This is a genomic window from Zymobacter sp. IVIA_12111.31 C1 (assembly GCF_047495495.1).
In the GTDB taxonomy this organism is placed as follows: Bacteria; Pseudomonadota; Gammaproteobacteria; order Pseudomonadales; family Halomonadaceae; genus Zymobacter.
This window is the reverse complement of sequence record NZ_CP179930.1, coordinates 376433-392901: the sequence shown is the minus strand read 5'-3', so window position 1 is coordinate 392901 and position 16469 is coordinate 376433. Positions and strand designations below refer to the sequence as shown.

The 16469-nt window shown below is 54.8% G+C and carries 12 protein-coding genes and 1 tRNA gene; 6 read left to right on the top strand and 7 right to left on the bottom strand.

What is annotated here, in order from left to right; genetic code table 11:
• Positions 1 to 149: 149 nt before the first annotated feature.
• The 4 genes from ACMHYW_RS01825 to ACMHYW_RS01810 all read right to left on the bottom strand — a co-directional run bounded on the left by ACMHYW_RS01825 (position 150) and on the right by ACMHYW_RS01810 (position 3887).
• Complete coding sequence (locus tag ACMHYW_RS01825; protein ID WP_414500633.1) at positions 150 to 920, bottom strand: hypothetical protein; 771 nt, start codon at positions 918 to 920, stop codon at positions 150 to 152.
• Positions 921 to 1589: 669 nt separating this feature from the next.
• Entirely contained in the window at positions 1590 to 2354 is a 765-nt protein-coding gene (locus ACMHYW_RS01820; RefSeq protein WP_414500632.1) for a hypothetical protein, read from the bottom strand.
• A gap of 148 nt (positions 2355 to 2502) precedes the next feature.
• Positions 2503 to 3006 carry a hypothetical protein gene (locus ACMHYW_RS01815; protein ID WP_414500631.1) on the bottom strand — a complete coding sequence of 168 codons (504 nt, stop codon included), beginning with the start codon at positions 3004 to 3006 and terminating at the stop codon, positions 2503 to 2505.
• A 71-nt stretch (positions 3007 to 3077) separates the two neighbouring features.
• Positions 3078 to 3887 carry a DUF4123 domain-containing protein gene (locus tag ACMHYW_RS01810; protein WP_414500630.1) on the bottom strand — a complete coding sequence of 270 codons (810 nt, stop codon included), beginning with the start codon at positions 3885 to 3887 and terminating at the stop codon, positions 3078 to 3080.
• Between the two features lie 504 nt (positions 3888 to 4391).
• On the opposite strand from ACMHYW_RS01810, the gene ispB reads away from it, so the two are divergent.
• Together ispB and ACMHYW_RS01800 are read left to right on the top strand one after the other, a co-directional pair.
• A complete protein-coding gene (gene ispB / locus ACMHYW_RS01805) occupies positions 4392 to 5369 on the top strand; it encodes an octaprenyl diphosphate synthase (protein ID WP_414500629.1) in 978 nt (325 codons plus the stop codon).
• 99 nt (positions 5370 to 5468) lie between these two features.
• A tRNA-Pro gene (locus ACMHYW_RS01800) sits at positions 5469 to 5545 on the top strand.
• Positions 5546 to 5890: 345 nt separating this feature from the next.
• Here the strand turns inward: ACMHYW_RS01800 and ACMHYW_RS01795 are convergent.
• Positions 5891 to 6979, bottom strand: coding sequence for a hypothetical protein (locus ACMHYW_RS01795; RefSeq protein WP_414500628.1), 1089 nt, complete (start codon positions 6977 to 6979; stop codon positions 5891 to 5893).
• Positions 6980 to 7115: 136 nt separating this feature from the next.
• On the opposite strand from ACMHYW_RS01795, the gene ACMHYW_RS01790 reads away from it, so the two are divergent.
• The gene (locus ACMHYW_RS01790; protein WP_414500627.1) at positions 7116 to 7649 is read left to right on the top strand and encodes a phenolic acid decarboxylase; all 534 of its coding nucleotides are present in this window, start codon (positions 7116 to 7118) and stop codon (positions 7647 to 7649) included.
• Positions 7650 to 7670: 21 nt separating this feature from the next.
• Here ACMHYW_RS01790 and ACMHYW_RS01785 read toward each other — a convergent pair whose 3' ends face one another.
• Positions 7671 to 9167 carry a phospholipase D-like domain-containing protein gene (locus ACMHYW_RS01785; protein ID WP_414500626.1) on the bottom strand — a complete coding sequence of 499 codons (1497 nt, stop codon included), beginning with the start codon at positions 9165 to 9167 and terminating at the stop codon, positions 7671 to 7673.
• 360 nt (positions 9168 to 9527) lie between these two features.
• Between ACMHYW_RS01785 and rapA the strand changes: the two genes are divergently transcribed.
• Positions 9528 to 12458 carry an RNA polymerase-associated protein RapA gene (gene rapA / locus ACMHYW_RS01780; RefSeq protein WP_414500625.1) on the top strand — a complete coding sequence of 977 codons (2931 nt, stop codon included), beginning with the start codon at positions 9528 to 9530 and terminating at the stop codon, positions 12456 to 12458.
• A 705-nt stretch (positions 12459 to 13163) separates the two neighbouring features.
• Here the strand turns inward: rapA and ACMHYW_RS01775 are convergent.
• Positions 13164 to 14075: a TIGR01777 family oxidoreductase gene (locus ACMHYW_RS01775; protein ID WP_414500624.1), complete on the bottom strand. Its 912-nt coding sequence runs from the start codon at positions 14073 to 14075 to the stop codon at positions 13164 to 13166.
• 237 nt (positions 14076 to 14312) lie between these two features.
• On the opposite strand from ACMHYW_RS01775, the gene phrB reads away from it, so the two are divergent.
• Positions 14313 to 15734 carry a deoxyribodipyrimidine photo-lyase gene (gene phrB / locus ACMHYW_RS01770; protein WP_414500623.1) on the top strand — a complete coding sequence of 474 codons (1422 nt, stop codon included), beginning with the start codon at positions 14313 to 14315 and terminating at the stop codon, positions 15732 to 15734.
• A 215-nt stretch (positions 15735 to 15949) separates the two neighbouring features.
• Positions 15950 to 16468, top strand: a complete 519-nt coding sequence (gene fabA, locus ACMHYW_RS01765; protein WP_027704545.1) for a 3-hydroxyacyl-[acyl-carrier-protein] dehydratase FabA — start codon at positions 15950 to 15952, stop codon at positions 16466 to 16468.
• The last annotated feature ends 1 nt before the right edge of the window (position 16469 follow it).

Sequence of the window (16469 nt, the reverse complement as noted above, 5' to 3'; positions counted from 1 at the left end):
CGATTCACCATCGGGAACTAACTGCACATGCCATGAAGAAAATAAATATCTTCTTCATGGCGTTAAATCTCATAATCTATAGGCATAAATCTATCACAGCGCTTGCTCTCGCTTATTCCTATCTTCTTTCGTCGTTTTCAAGATTGATATCAATGCGATTCTACCTGCCAGCGCAGAGGACTGCCCTGCCCACGATAGCCCGGTGCATGTGTATGGTGTTCATCCTGCCACTGCCACGACATTTCCCGCGCCTGTTCGAGCTGTTCAGGCGTCATCTGCTTCTCTATATCGTGCCGCTCATTAGCCATCGAAGACCCGCCCATGACGCTATAGAACCACGCTTTAACCAAATCCTTATTTTTACCACTAGAAAAAATAGGGACCAGTCTGCGTCCTGCAAACAGGTATCCACGATTGGCTGCTTTCTCTAACCAGTAAATGGCCTCATCTTCCTTATTGCTTTTTTGAAGCAATTCACCCAGAAGACATTCAAGTTCTCCTGAGCTATCTTTCTGCTGGCGAAGTATTTCCTCTAAAATATAAATAGCTCTATTATTGTTTTCCGGGAACAACTTTCTATCTACATGACTGCCATAGTAAAAATTCAGTAGAAAGTTTCCGGCAACCATATCCCCTTCTCGAAAAGACGATTCTAATAATAGCTTTGACTTTATCATATTTTGGGGATCATCTCCTGTATCACCAGAGGAAATCGTAATCGCTAACACTCTTCGCGACACAACAGAAAGCCCCGTAATGGGAGTCAAATCCCTTATACCTTCTTCACGCTGGCCAAGGTAAATTTTGTGACGAGCACTATTAATCAAGCAGCTATAGTCAGTTGAACCACAATGTTTTTCATCGCAATAAGCTCTTCCAAAAACAAAAAACAATGCTAAAAAAACAGCTATTTTCTTCACACTAGCCTCTCATTATCAATAGAAAAGTTTCTATTTTATATGAGTCAATATAAAATTCACTGTCACCCCACGACCCAACTTAGAACGCCAAATTATTCTTTATTCCCTCTTTTTATTTTCAACGCATCCTTCTTTATTTTCGGAAAAATAAAATCATTCCTGATATATTATATCAACCAATAAATAATGGTAAATATTACATTTGGAAATAAAGTTTTTAATTTTCAAAATCAACTATTCCCTTACACTTAGAGAGTGCTTCAAAACCCCTTAAAAAACCATGTTGCCCAAAAATCTCACAGTATGGCTACTTCCTGACGAATTCTGGCATATCGTCCAAACAAGCTCTACGCTGACAAGACCTATGACTATTGGTATTGTCTGGAAACCTGTGTAGTTCGAGGCATCGCGCCCGCGCAGCTCGCCGTGGCAAGGACAGTAGCACGACGCTAAGCCAACACCGCTGGGTGGTAGAACGCACCTTTGCATGGCTCGATCACGCTAGGCAGCTAGCCGTTCAGTACGAGACTGCTCCTTCACATTGCAGCGATATGCATGATCTGTTTTAAAAAAGCTGATGTCAGGGTTTCGAAATACTCTCTAAATATATATAATTGCAACTCAATGAGCTTAGTAAATATTTTAAATATTAATGCTACAACTGTATGGCTACTCCACCTGCCAAATAATGGGGCTACCCTGCTCACGGTAACCTGGCAAGCGTATATGATGGACATCCTGCCAGTACCATGATATCTGCTGGGCTTGCTCTATTTGCTCAGGAGTCATTTGTTGTTCTAATTTATATCGCTCAGATGCCATAGAACTTCCTCCTATATCGCTATAAAACCATGCTTTTATAATGTCTTTTTTATCGCCATAAGATAAAGATGAAACTAATGTTTTTGTTGCAAACACATTACCACGATCAACTGACTGTTCCAGCCAAAATATAGATTCTTCTGTCTGACCTTGTTCCAACAGCAACTCTCCTAACAAACTCTCTAAAACACCCGAGCTAGACGGGTGCTGAAAAAGCACTTTTTTTAGAATATAAATAGCCTTCTCATTATTTTTAGGGAATACTTTTGTATCAACTTTTTCCCCAACGTAAAAATTTAATAAAAACCGGCCTGCGTCCATATCACCCTCTCTAAAAGCAGATTCTAATAACAACCTTGCTTTTGGAGCAATAGCATCTCTTATCCCCCCGTGTGACATTAAATCAATGGCTAAGGTCGTGCGAGCATTCACTGAGACACCCGTGATAGAATCTAAAAGATCAAGTCCATTCTCACGATGCTCTCCGCCTTGCATTATTTCACGATTAGCTTTATTAATTATTACACTATATTTATCTACCATTATTTCTTTGGCATTTAAATTAACAGATACCAACAGGGATAAGGTAAATAGCAAAAACTTTGACATCATTATACCATCCTCGTATTATCAAAACGCACTACAGTTCTATAAACTGTCATTATAAAAGCTCCCCTCATTACCAGGAAGAATATTTTTCTGAAATTTTTCAAATAGCTAATGGCGCAGACAATTAATTTGCTCAATTATCCCAATATAATTACGTATAATTAATGCAAATGACGCGCAAACCACAATTTTTTGTTTGTATTGCATACGAGGACATATTATCAAAGGCATCTTGATTTCCAATATAGCCCTCTTCATTTTCAGAATAATAAAATCGACCCCGATATAGCTGATCAATTAATAGAGAACGGGGGTCAGTATATTTATTATATTCAGGAACAAGGTTTTTTAATATCACTACTTCCTTACACTTATCAATATGTCCTACACGAAAAAACTGCATCACTGACTTTCTTTTATTTTTATCTTTAGAAACTTTATCCAGCCACTTTTTAGAGTATGGCACTTCCACATATACAAAATATACATCACGAGCAGTATTTGAATCACGAAGGGAAACCAGAGAAGACCATGCAGCACATGCTCCTTTGTTACACTTTATATTTTCTATATTAAATATCCCCTTCTCTATTGCATGAAGGACATCCTCCGTGGGCACTATCGATAATGGAACATGTATTTTTTGCCCAATCACTTATAGATGGTTGAGTTGATTCTCTAGCATTAATTACATTGTTTATAGAACTCATTGTTTTCCCCCTTAAATCACATCAAAAAATCATTCTGAATCGTATCAATGAAATACATAAATGGTGTGCCCTGTCCGCACTGTTGCAGCATGCGCTGCACTTCAGGTATCTGATCGAAATCTTCGCGGTATGCCAGTCCGCACAGAGCATAAGCGGTCACATCCATCTGGGTTTCCAGCCCGTAGTTCAGTGCGTTTGCCACTTGTCGATCGGCCTTGACCGAGGCGTCATGCGGGACTTTGCGTTCGCTCTCTGCACGCATATCTCGCCAGACGCTGACCACGTGCGACGTGGCATCGAACCGCTTGATCGAGGCCCACTGCTCTTCGGTCAGATTCACCTGTCGGCGCGGTGCCTTGATCTCGATCGTCTGAAGGTCATGGTTCCAGTCGCTGTACGTCCAGCGTGTTACTGGCGAAATTAGTGCCGCGAGCTGCTCCTCTCCCAATAGCACATGCAAATGCTGAAGAACGCGAGGGTCATATAGGCGAATGAGCGCTCGACGTCCGTTGGGAATGGGCTGCACCATGTTGGCTCTGAGGGCCATCGCCAGAGCCTGCGTAGAAAGGTCAGCGTCAAGCCAGCCGCTGATGCAAGGGCGATAGTCTTCCGACAGGGCATCAGCCCACTCGTGGCTCTCTTGCCAGAGCACACTGCCCTGAACGCACGGCTGCAACCGCAGCTGCTCAGCAACGATCGCGGGAATCGCAGGGTTATCGATCGTCGCTATGCTATCGGCATCGCGCTGTTGCTGCTGCTCTATGGCAGGTGTCGTCAGTGACTGAGGATCGAAAGTGGAGGGATCTAGCAGTAGGTAGTGCGCCATGAAGCATGCCCTTGTTTCTTATATAGGAAGACGGCGATAGAAAACGCGCGGTACTGATCGTGGCGGTGCCTGTGTAACTTTATGCACAGTCGTGATCACGCGAGACACGCATCCCTGCCAATGTCATCGCTTGAATGCGGCCTAGGATACCTTAAGTCGCGTTAAGCGAGGGCAAACCCCAGCCTCTTACTGGCAGACGTTTCGTCGCAGCACATCGTGGCTCACAGATTGTCGCTATAGTGAACGGTATGCGCTCGGATGACGGACCCCTTTGGCAGCGCTGGCCTGACCAACACCGATTAAAATGGTAAGGTAATGAGCTGAATGAGCGACCTGTTGATGCTGGACGGCGAAGGGTGACTCGCGGCATGCTGAGCAGGCCAATGGCGATCTGTCATACACGACGCGCCATCATGCGATAACATGATAGCTATCATGGCGTGCACACCGCTCGGCTAGCTCGTCCGCGCCTAACGTTCTTACTGTCTTACACTGAGTATGCCCATGTCATTGAGCGCCCTACCCACGCATGCCCCTGTTGCTGACGACTTCGAGCAAGTGAACCGGATCATCCATGAACGGCTGGCTTCCGGCGTCACACTGATCGAGACGATTGGTCACTACATCGTCGACAGCGGCGGCAAGCGAGTGCGCCCGCTGCTGGTACTGCTGGCGGCACGAGCACTGGGATATGAAGGCGATCGTCACACATTGCTGGCGGCGCTGATCGAGTTCATGCATACCTCGACACTGCTGCACGATGATGTGGTCGACGAGTCCAGCCTGCGACGCGGCAAGGCGACGGCCAATGAAACGTGGGGCAATGCACCGTCCATTCTGGTCGGAGACTTCCTCTATTCCCGCTCGTTCGAGATGATGGTCGATGTCGGCTCAATGCCGATCATGGCCGTACTGTCACACGCCACCTCGACGATCGCCGAAGGTGAAGTGCTTCAGCTGACCAATATCGGTAACGCTGACATCAGTGAAGACGACTACTACCGCACCATTCGCGGCAAGACCGCGATGCTGTTCGAGGCGTCCGCTCATACAGGTGCCATGCTGACCTCGGCACCGGAAGCGCACAAGGAAGCACTGCGCGTATTCGGCCAGGAACTGGGCATGGCCTTCCAGTTGATCGACGACTATCTGGATTACGCCGGCAACGCCGCCGAGATGGGTAAAAACGTGGGCGACGATCTTGCCGAAGGCAAACCCACCTTGCCACTGCTGCACGCCATGCAGAAAGGCAATGCCAAAGAAACCGCACTGATCCGTCAGGCGATCGAAAAAGGCGATGGTATGGATAACCTAGAGACGATCCTGCGCATCGTCCACGATACCGGTGCGCTCGACTACACGCGCCAGCAGGCCAACGATCGTGCTCAGCGTGCGCTGGAAGCGCTGGCCATCATGCCCGACTCGCCTTTTAAGGACAGCCTTTCACTGCTGGCACAGCAGGCTGTGGAACGCTCTGTCTGAATCAGGGCTTGCGTTCGAAGCAAGAATGCGTATAATGGCCCCTGTCGATGAGGCGAACAGCAGCATAAAATGCTAGCTTTTCAATAACTTATCGAATGTCGGAGTGTAGCTCAGCTTGGTAGAGCACTGTCTTCGGGAGGCAGGGGTCGTAGGTTCAAATCCTATCACTCCGACCAGAATTCTCGACAAAAGCCCCGCAGGTTCAACGCCTGCGGGGCTTTTTGTATACCTAAGATTTAAAACTTCTCTTCATCATCCCTTGATGCGCTCGCCCTCACCGCTTTATCCCTCCCTTTCGCAGACAACGGCAGGCGGCGAATAGCGCTTCTCTTCTCTCCGCGAACACTCTGCTCTTGGCGAGCACAATACTCGGTCGACCTGCCCACTAGACACATCCACTAATGCCCCGCAGCCCAACTTCCGGTTCCTATCCCTGCCCCTGCCAATGAAAGAGGGCACCCGCAGGCGCCTTCTTTGCATGGCTTTTCCACTACACGCGCCACCACTGGACAAACGGCGGTCTACCGAGAGGTATCTAGATCATCCTGAGAGACCTCGATCCAGTTCTGATCAGCCGTCACGGGCTGCCCCAGTGCCTTCTGGCGTTCAGCGGACGCGTGGCGCCAATCGCGCATCTGCTGTAGCGCGGCAGGCTTGCGCACGACCCATAGGCGCACGCCTCCGTGCTCGACATCCACACCGTTCAACAGCATAAAGCCGTCCGAACGCGGTGTATCACCGCCCACCATCACGGGCTTCTGCCACTGATCAATCCAGCCCGTAATCGTGCCCAGTTTGCCTTCGAACCAGGTCATCGGGTTAACCAGATACGGCGTCAATACCTTGTCGAGGTTCTTCTGGGGATCGTACTGACCGTCACGAATCTGGAAGCGGGACGTCGTCAGCGCGCCAGTGCGAGGATCCTTCAACAGCATGTTGATACCGATAACCTGCCGAGGGTCCAGCCCATAGCCATACTGGGGATCACTGGCGATCATGCGCACGATCTCTTCGTTCCCCGCCGTCATCACATACACCTTGATGCCGTTTTCCTGCAGATGGTGATACAGCTCCTGCATGCCTTTCAGCGGCCGAGGCGGGTTCACAGTGCTCTGCTTTTGCGTATGGCCCGACCAGTAGCTGACTGGAATCGGCCGTCCATCGGCCATCATGTCATCAACGTTCTGTTTCAGTTCACGCAGGGTAAAACCTGAAAAAGCCTGCGCGATCCACGGGTAGCACACAAGGTCATCAACTTCGCTGCACAGGCGGTTGTAGTAGCTGTACAGACTTTCATGCACGCCCTGCTCATCGCGGAAAGGAATCAGCTTCAACGAGGGATCGAGACGCTCACGGGTCAGTACCCCCTTGTGCTCCATCCACGCCAGCAGCGCTTCGGTCGCATCGTAACGGTAGCTAGTGTTGTCCATGTCGAAGACGGCATAAGCCCCTTCACGACCACGATTGGCATCAATCATGGCATCGACCTGACGGGCCTGAGCGGTTGGCCAATGTTCCAGCATGGTGGCTCCCTGTGCAGCCAGCGAAAAGACACTACTGATGACACCGACGCAAAGGGCGGTGGCAACCGTACGAAGGCACTGTGGCATATCACTACTCCTGTTGTTCTCAACTGCTGCTATCGAGCCGCCGCTCGACCAATAACCATCCAGCCCATCGGACAGGTCTTCTTTATGAGGAGGCAGACTACGCTGAAAACAGGCCCCTCATGGAAGGACGCCCATCATGCATAACCGTTACGCTTCTCTCATAGCACACTTCGTTGGCCAGCATATCCTGTACTCCTACGAGAATGGTTGGTGCTACGAGATGTACATCAAGCAGGCAGACCTTGTCGACTACCGGATTCACAGCGGCGACGTTGGAGGGCGCTGGGTGAAGGATCAGCCTGCCCATATCGCCTGTATCGCCGAGGACATCTTCAAGGTGACGTGGAAAGAGCCAACTGGCACCGCGGTCTGTCTGGTCTTCAACCTAAGGGATGGGCTGACTCACGGTACAGCGTTCTTTCCACGCTGGATTGCCGATGCGCCGCAAAAAACGGTCTGCTTCCAGAATCAACATCTGGATGAAATGCGCACCCTGCGCGATGCAGGTCCCACCTACCCAATGTTCGTTCTGGACGAGTATTCACAGATCAAAGGAATGGAGAATCGCGGTGCAGGCAATGAGGAGGTCATTCGCTGCGCGCCTAGCGAACTGCCAGCAGGCTATATCAATGCCCTGTGCCAGCGCTCGCCCTTCAAGCTCCGCCATTAACCAACCTGTATCTAAATATCGCTACAGGTAGCGCGCCAGACCGAGCCTGGCGCAGCACCACGCCTGAAAGCGTCGCCACGGCGAGCCAGGCTCACGCGTCAGCACCTGTGAATGACCATGATCATCAAGGGTTCGCCATTGCAACGCCCCTTCGTACAGCCGAACGCGGAAGCTATAGCGTGGCTGTTTACCCCATTCGCCGATCAGGGTGAGCTGTCGGTTGAGCGCAGGGCTGTCGATGATGGCCACGATTTCGCAGTTCCACCACACGGAACGGGGGTCAATGTTGAACGACCCAACGATCAAACGATCGCTGTCCAGCGCCATTGCTTTAGCGTGCAGGCTATAGGACTGAGAAGGCGACAGCCGAGGGCGACTGTGGGCATGACGTCGACGATGCAGCCGCTCGCGCTTCACGCGCTGCTTGCGGCGTACTTCATACAGCTTCACTCCCGCTTCCAAGAGTGCCTTGCGATGCGGCGCATAGCCACCGTGCACGATGGGCACATCCGATGCCTCTAGTGCATTGGTCAATACGGATATCTGCACCCCGCGATGGGCCAGGCCAAAAATGTCGATGGTATCAAGCTGCTCTGGCACGAAATAGCCGGAAATGACCAGCAGGCGACGCTGCACCGAGGAAAGCGCCTGCCCTACGGCATGGCTCATGCGCAGACCGATAGGCGGCAGGCCCGCAGCACCAGCAGCATCAGGAGAGTCCCACACCACTGAAGAGGTCGCCCACGTCAGCGGGCTCAACAAACTGTCGAGCGACCGAGCGCACAGCGCATCCAGCGACTGGGTATAGCGTGTCGCCTTGGCCGAGCGGTGACAGAGCGCATACATCTCGCGCCAGTCGCCTTCCGGCGCAGTGATGAAAGTGGTCAACGGCACAGCCAGTTCGTGCTGCCAGTAGGCCTCGAACGAGCGTTTCATCTGTGCAACGGCAGGACCGCCGACCGCTGCCACATCAATGTCCAAGAAATCGTGCGCCGGATTGACGTTGAAGTAGTCATCGCTGAGGTTACGCCCCCCGACAATCCCAATCGCATCGTCCACCAGCCATAATTTATTGTGCATGCGCCGATGCAAACGGTGTGCCTGCAGTGCGAAGGTGAGCCAGCGCAGCGGCGCAACACGGCGCCAGTGGCGTACCGGATTGAATATCCTCACACTGACGCGCGGATGCGCATCCAGCATGGCCAAGCGCTTCTGCAACCCCCCTACACTAAGATCATCGACCAGCAGCCGCACCGTTACGCCCCGCTCGGCCGCATCAATGATGCGTGTAATCAACCGCCGCGTACTGTGACCGTCTTCCAAAATGTAGGTTTGAATATCCAACGTGCTGCGGGCCTGATCCGCCGTCACCGCGCGCAGCGCGAACGCCTCCCCGCCGTGGGCGAACAGCCTGAACCCCGAGCGCCCAGCGTGGTGCTGATCCTGTGCGGCCAGCCGCTGCAGCGATGACAACGATTCGGGGGTAGAAGAAGACGTGGAATGCAAGGATGAAGGCATGCGCGTGGTCTGCTGTGGCGGAAAGAAAAGAGTGACGGCCTGCGTCACGTTCATCTGGGCGTGCAGCTAGATTCAGAATACAGGATACACAGCAAACGCGAAGTGCGTGGCACCGCGTTACACGAAGTCTCCATACCCCATCCGTGATTTTATCTAATGCGGTGTATTGAAATTGCAGCCATACCGAACAGCGGTGATGCCCAGACAGTGCGCGGGGTACTGGCAGATCACCACCGAATGTGGGGTGCGACATGAAGTGCATTATCGACTACAACGCACTATCCGCTGGCAGGGCGAGCCGCTAGAATATGCGCCCCTATAAACGGGCACCATGAATCTTTACGGGCACTTCTCTGAACTATGAGCGACTTCACACCAGGCCAACGCTGGATCAGCGATGGCGAAGCGAATCTTGGGCTGGGCACCATCCTTTTCTGTGATGCCCGCACCGTCAGAGTCTACTTTGCCGCTAGCGAAGAGACGCGCACCTACAGCACCCGCCAGGCCCCGCTGACCCGCGTGGTCTTCGGCAGCGGTGATCAGGTGGAATCCGCCGACGGTGAAACCCTTCGCGTCGAAGACATCAAGGAAGATGCCAACGGGTTGGTCACGTATATCTGCGCCAGACAGGACGGTACGCTGACCGAACTCCCCGAATCCTGCCTCAACGATCGTATGGCCTTCCATCAGGCCCGCGACAAGCTGCTGACAGGTCAGGTCGATCGCAATGACGCGTTCAACCTGCGTTACCGCAGCCTCAATCACCACGCGCGTCTGCAGCGCCACCCTGGCTACGGCTTCTCAGGGCCGAAGGTCGACCTGATCCCTCACCAGACCGGCATCGCGCTCGACGTGGCTAATCGCCACCGCCCACGCGTTCTACTGGCCGATGAAGTGGGGCTAGGCAAGACCATCGAAGCGGGCCTCATCCTGCACCGTATGATGGTCACAGGCCGCGTTGGCCGCACCCTGATTCTGGTTCCGGAAAGCCTGACTCACCAGTGGCTGGTCGAACTGCTGCGCCGCTTCGGGCTAGAAGCGCGCCTGCTTGATGAAAAGCAGAGCCAGCAGTACCCCGACGAAAACCCGTTCGACACCGCTCAGTTGGTACTGGCCAGCGCCCAGTGGCTGTTTGCCAATCCGCGCCGCCAGCAACAGGCAGAAGCCTGCCAGTGGGACATGCTGATCGTCGACGAGGCTCATCACATCAATGAAGAAGATGCCGATAGCGGCTATCCCTTCGTCTCGACACTGACCGCTCAGATTCCCAGCGTACTGCTGCTGACCGCCACGCCGGAACAGCTTGGAGCAGAACGCCACTTCGCTCTGCTGCAACTGCTCGACCCCGAGCGTTATCACGATCTAGAGATGTTCAAGCAGGAAGAAGAACGCCATGCGCCGCTGGCCAACATCATGGATGGTCTGGTCGCCCTGCACGAACAGCGCACCTCGCTCTCGGCCGAACTGGAAGCCCAACTGCTGGCCTTCATTGCCGATGACGAGGACGCTCAGCAGGCGTGGCAGGCACTGCGTGACGACGGTGACGAGGATGCTCAACAACAGGCCTTCGCGCGTCTGCGCAGCGCGCTGCTGGACCGTCACGGCCTCGGCCGTGTGATGTTCCACCACAGCCGCCGCGACATCGCAGGCTTCCCAGAGCGCCGCCTGCACACCCAGCGACTGGAAGCACCGCTGCCCTACCAGCGTGTTGTACGCCGCCTCCAGCGCAACGAGGACTACCTCGATACGCTGATGATTGAGCACGAGCTGGCCTACCCCGACCTGCTGCTCTACCCCGAAGACACCTATATGGCGTTGACGACCGAAGATGCTGATCCGTGGTGGAAGATTGACCCCCGCGTACAGGCCATCATCGACTGGGTAGAAGAACACCCGGGCGAACAGGCGCTGGTTATCTGCCATTCAAGCGCTACGGTACGCTCGCTGGCAGAAGGGCTGCGCGTCATCGCGGGCCTGCATGTGCCTGTCTTCCACGAGCACATGTCGCTGATCGAACGCGACCGTGCTGCGGCCGCGTTCGTCGACGGCGAATCCAACTGCCCGCTGCTGATCTGTGCCGAAGTCGGTGCGGAAGGTCGCAACTTCCAAAACTGCCATCACCTGATCATGTTCGATGTGCCGACTCATCCGGATCAGCTCGAACAGCGCATCGGTCGCCTCGACCGTATTGGTCAACAACACCCGATCGACATTCATCTGCTCACACTTGAAGGCACACCAATGGAAGCGGTTGCCCGCTGGTATGCCGAAGGCGTGATGAGCTTTGGTGAACCGACCGGGCTGGGCAGCGAACTCTACGACGCCTTTAACGAATCGCTCGACGCCGCACTGCTTGATGCCGACGAACTGGATGCCGTCATCGCGGATACCCGCGATGCACTGGAAGAGCGCCGCCAGAAACGCCAAGCCGGCCGCTACCGCCTGCTCGCACACCGCACGGCAGGTCAACCACAGGCCATGGCCGACCTGATCACCGAGCTGGACGACCAAGAAAAGCTGTCACGCTATCTGGAACAGGCCAGTGAAGTGTTCGGGTTCGATATTAAGGACCTCGGTGGCGAGCTGTACCACATTGCACCGACAGGCCAGCTGCTGGACGGTCTGCCTGGGCTGGTCAAGGGTGAAGAAGGCTTCTCGGCGACGTTCTCGCGCAGCGTTGCGCTGGAGCGTGATGACGTAGAACGCTTGTCGTGGGAACACCCGCTGGTGCAGGAACTGCTGTCACGCGCGATCGACAGTCCGCATGGCAACACATCACTGGCCCTGCTCAAGCACCCTGCAATTCCAGCGGGCCGCCTGATGACCGAAGTGATGTTCGTCACGCAGACGCCTGCGCCCAAGGCACTGCATGCAGGCCGCTTCCTGCCACCGACACCTATCCGCGTTCTGCTGGATCAAGGCGGTCAGGTGCTGACGAAGAACGTCTCGTTCGGCGGTCTGGCCAAGCACTTGCAGCGCGTCAAGCGCGCGATGGCCCGCGACATCATCAAGCAATGCCTGCCGCAGCTGCGCGAGATGTTGGACAAGGCCGAAGGCGAAGCCGATCGTGAGCTGCCAGCGCTGGTGAAAGCCGCGCATCAAGGCATGTGCGATACGTTGGATCAGGAACTGGCACGCCTCAAGGCACTGGCTGCACGCACGCCGGGCATCCGTCAGGATGAGATTGACGCCCTACAGCAGGAGCGTGACCAACTGGAAGTCGCAATCAACGACTCCCGCCTGCGTCTGGATGCCGTACGCGTCATCGTCACGGTCGATCCCAACAGCTGATCACCGAAGGGCAGTACGCCTATACGCAACAGCGCCCATACGGTTCTCCCGTATGGGCGCTGTCATTAGGTCTCTCTTCTTCATATCAGAACACTACCATTCCCCGACGATAGCGGCATAACGGCCGCAAAATCCTCTCTAACCAGCACCATCTTTCCCTACGCCTTTCCGATATTTGCCAACACATTCTGGCACGCTACCGAACCCCACATCGACAAGGTGTGCGCCGCCTCATGCATCTCCGCAAGGGCAACCATTTCCAGAATGAGCAATACACCACCCATCCCCTTGCCCTCATCCAGCCGAAACCCTTTCCTCACGCGCCAAGATGTCTGCCCTACCAAGCGCAACGCCAAAGCATGCAAAGAAGGCAAAGAAGGCAAAGCGTACGACCTCAGAACCACCACTCTTCCTCACGCGGGCCTCATCCCTCACGCGCCAACATGTCTGCCCTAATAAGCGCAGCGCCGAAGCTGCCAAAATAACCGGCTGCGTTTAAAGTCAGCAGGACACCTCTCGACGGCTGGATCGCCGCACTTTCTCGCGCCGACCTCTTCCCTCGCTCACCATACCTCCCGCCTACCAAGAGCAGCACTCAAACACATGCCACTTTATGCACAGCATGCTGATGTGGCCCGTGGCACGCAAAAGCAGCAAAGCACACGTCGACCGCAGGGCCATCATTCTTCTGACCAGTCAACAGGCTCATGCACCGTGCAGCGCTTTGGCCAACGCTGCTGGCAACTGTAGTGCCGTAAACGCAAACCCACTGTTGAGCAGCTTGGTAGGCCGCATATTCACGCTGGCCGTCAGCAGCGATGCCCGTTCTCCCAGCGCCAGCCATACCGCCAATGTCGGCACCCTGACCCACACGGGACGATTCAAGGCATGCCCTACCGCCTTCATGAAATCACGCTGGCTGACAGGCACAGGGGCGCTCATGTTGACGGGGCCGGACAGCGACGGCTCGGTCAGCATATAGGTGATCGCACGCACCACATCGTCCAGTAGCACCCACGGCATCATGGCACGCCCTCGGCCAATCCACCCACCCACCCCACAGCGAAAGGCGGGCAGCATCGACTTCAACATGCCACCGCAGCGCCCCAGCACTAGCCCAAGACGCAGCGTAATCAGGCGTACGCCGCTTTCTGCCAGTGGCGAAGCGGCAAGCTCCCATGCCTGACACAGCCGATGGGCAAAGTCATCATGCGGTGCCGTAGTCTCCGTGACCGCCGCCGCGCCCTGATCCCCGTAGAACCCCATTGCGGAACCAGAGATGACAACACTAGGCAATTCAATCAATTGCTCGCACAGCCATACGATATCCTGTGTCATTCGCACACGGCCGTCGATCAGTTCACGCTTGTAGCTCGGGGTCCAGCGCTGAGCAGCAATCGGTGCCCCCGCCAAATTGATGATGGCATCGAAGGCGGCATCGGGATGTTGCTGCCACAGCGCACGCACATCCTTGAATGCCGTCACCTCGGCACCGAGAAGGACGGCGACCTGTTCCGGCCGCCGGGAGATCACAGTGAGGCGATGACCCTCAAGGCGCAATCTTCGGCACAACGCTCGACCGATAAAGCCTGTGGCGCCTGTAAGCAGTATGTTCATAGTGTGCCTGAATGAATGAAACGGTATGGATCCGCAGCGCTGCAGAGCAGCCGTAGCGTTAATCCCTACAGGATAGGAGAAGAGGCCCTCGATTTGACAGCAAAGTGCAGGCTCACCACAATCGTGCCCCTTTGACTCGCTGACGCTATTTTTGCTGGCGTTACCCCAACGGGAAATCAACGCTCTATACTGGTAGCACAACGCACATGTCTACCCGCCTCGGTTCAGGAGTTCCACATGCCTTCAGATCGCCAGCTTGTCTGGTTCAGAAGTGATCTGCGCATCGAAGATCACCGTGCCCTGGCGCACGCACGCCGCCGCGGCCCCGTCATCGGCGTGGTCATCCGCAGCCAGAAACAGTGGGCTTCTCACGACCGAGGCCCGAACTGGTTCGATTTTTGGCAGCGAGGCGTGGCCGCGCTCGCACAGTCACTTAACGTATTGAATATCCCGCTGATCATGCTGGATATCGACCATTTTGCCGATATTCCCAGTAAATTGATCTCGTTTGCGCAACGGAACGAGTGTGGCACTATTCATTTCAACGATGAATACGGGCTCGATGAACGTCGCCGCGATCAAGGTGTCGTACAACAGGCGCGCCGCCACAATCTGACGGTCGAGCGCCACACCGATCACGTGCTGTTTCGCCCCGGTGATCTGCTGACAGGCAAAGGTGAGTACTACAGTGTCTACACGCCGTTCTACAAGGCGTGGCTGCGCCATCTGACTGCCGATCAGCTGCATCAAGACGATGCGCCGCAGGCACAGACACCGATTGCGGGCCTCAGCACCAAGCTGCTCGACGACATGCCCGCTGCTGCCGAGCACATCGTACGCCAATGGCCTGCTGGTGAAGCGGCCGCGCAGGATCGGCTGGCCCACTTTCTGACCCGCCGCGTACAGCACTACGCCGAACAGCGTGACTTCCCCGCCGTCGACGGCACCAGCCAGCTGTCACCGTATCTGGCACTGGGCATGATCTCGATCCGGCAGGCGCTCAACGCTGCCGCATCCATGAATGAAGGACGGTTGGGCGATGGACATCAAGGCATCACGACGTGGATCAACGAGCTGGTATGGCGCGAGTTCTATCAGCACATCTTGGTCGCCGCGCCGCGCGTGTCGATGCACCAGCCGTTCAAGGAAAACACTCGCCACCTGAAGTGGCTCAACGAGCGCACACACTTCAAGGCGTGGTGCGAAGGCCGGACGGGCTACCCTCTGGTAGACGCGGCCATGCGCCAGCTAACGGCGACCGGATGGATGCACAACCGGCTGCGCATGCTGACAGCAACGTTTCTCTCCAAGCACCTGCTGACCGATTGGCGCTGGGGGGAAGCATTTTTCATGAACCATCTTTTGGATGGGGAGCTAGGGGCAAACAATGGCGGGTGGCAATGGGCCGCCTCCACGGGTACGGACTCGGCCCCCTACTTCAGGGTGTTCAATCCTGTGACCCAGTCGGAACGCTTTGATAAGAGCGGTGATTTCATCGCTGAGTGGGTACCGGAACTGGCCTCGGTACCGGCCAAGCAGCGGCATTTTCCTGACGCGGCAACGCGCAGTCGCTGTGGCTATCCGGCCCCGATCGTCGATCACAAGGCAGCACGTCTGCGCGCCATCGAGGCGTTCAAGGCCTTGCCTTCCGATGATTAAGCCCCCATTACGTCATCTGGACCGCGTGTGGCATAATCCCACGCAGGCAGTGAATACGTCAGGCCAAGGCGTGCATTCACTGGGTGCCCCCGATACACTGACGATAACCATGCGTCGACGGGGCATGTTCCGATTCGTGCAGCGAGATCAGGCTGGCCACCACGGCAGTCGCTGGTCCGCAAAGGCACTTCACTTTTGACCCGCGGAATGAATCAGTGACCAAGCAACAATCCTTTACCTACGATGAACTGCTCAAGTGCAGTCAAGGCGAACTTTTCGGTGAGGGCAACGCACAGCTGCCAGCCCCCAACATGCTTATGCTTGATCGCATAGTCCACATCAGTGAAGAAGGTGGTCATTACGGTAAAGGCGAGCTGATTGCCGAACTCGACATCAATCCTGACCTGTGGTTCTTCAAATGCCATTTCCCGGGCGATCCGGTCATGCCTGGCTGTCTCGGCCTTGACGCCATGTGGCAGCTGCTTGGCTTCCACTTGGGCTGGCTGGGCAACCCTGGCCGCGGCCGTGCACTCGGCTGTGGAGAAGTGAAATTCTCTGGCCAAGTCATGCCGACCGCCAAGAAGGTCACCTATCATATTCACGTCAAGCGCGTTATGACGCGTCGCTTGATTCTCGGCATTGGCGACGGTGTTGTGTCCGTCGATGGCGAGGAAATCTATCAGGCCAAGGATCTGCGTGTCGGCCTGTTTTCCACTCCAGCAGCGAATTTTTGAG

Excerpts from the sequence above, each read along its gene's own strand:
- ACMHYW_RS01785 (WP_414500626.1), bottom strand. The coding sequence starts at position 9,167 with ATGCCTTCATCCTTGCATTCCACGTCTTCTTCTACCCCCGAATCGTTG.
- ACMHYW_RS01820 (WP_414500632.1), bottom strand. The coding sequence starts at position 2,354 with ATGATGTCAAAGTTTTTGCTATTTACCTTATCCCTGTTGGTATCTGTT.
- ACMHYW_RS01810 (WP_414500630.1), bottom strand. The coding sequence starts at position 3,887 with ATGGCGCACTACCTACTGCTAGATCCCTCCACTTTCGATCCTCAGTCA.
- ACMHYW_RS01775 (WP_414500624.1), bottom strand. The coding sequence starts at position 14,075 with ATGAACATACTGCTTACAGGCGCCACAGGCTTTATCGGTCGAGCGTTG.
- ispB (WP_414500629.1), top strand. The coding sequence starts at position 4,392 with ATGTCATTGAGCGCCCTACCCACGCATGCCCCTGTTGCTGACGACTTC.
- rapA (WP_414500625.1), top strand. The coding sequence starts at position 9,528 with ATGAGCGACTTCACACCAGGCCAACGCTGGATCAGCGATGGCGAAGCG.
- phrB (WP_414500623.1), top strand. The coding sequence starts at position 14,313 with ATGCCTTCAGATCGCCAGCTTGTCTGGTTCAGAAGTGATCTGCGCATC.
- ACMHYW_RS01795 (WP_414500628.1), bottom strand. The coding sequence starts at position 6,979 with ATGCCACAGTGCCTTCGTACGGTTGCCACCGCCCTTTGCGTCGGTGTC.
- ACMHYW_RS01790 (WP_414500627.1), top strand. The coding sequence starts at position 7,116 with ATGCATAACCGTTACGCTTCTCTCATAGCACACTTCGTTGGCCAGCAT.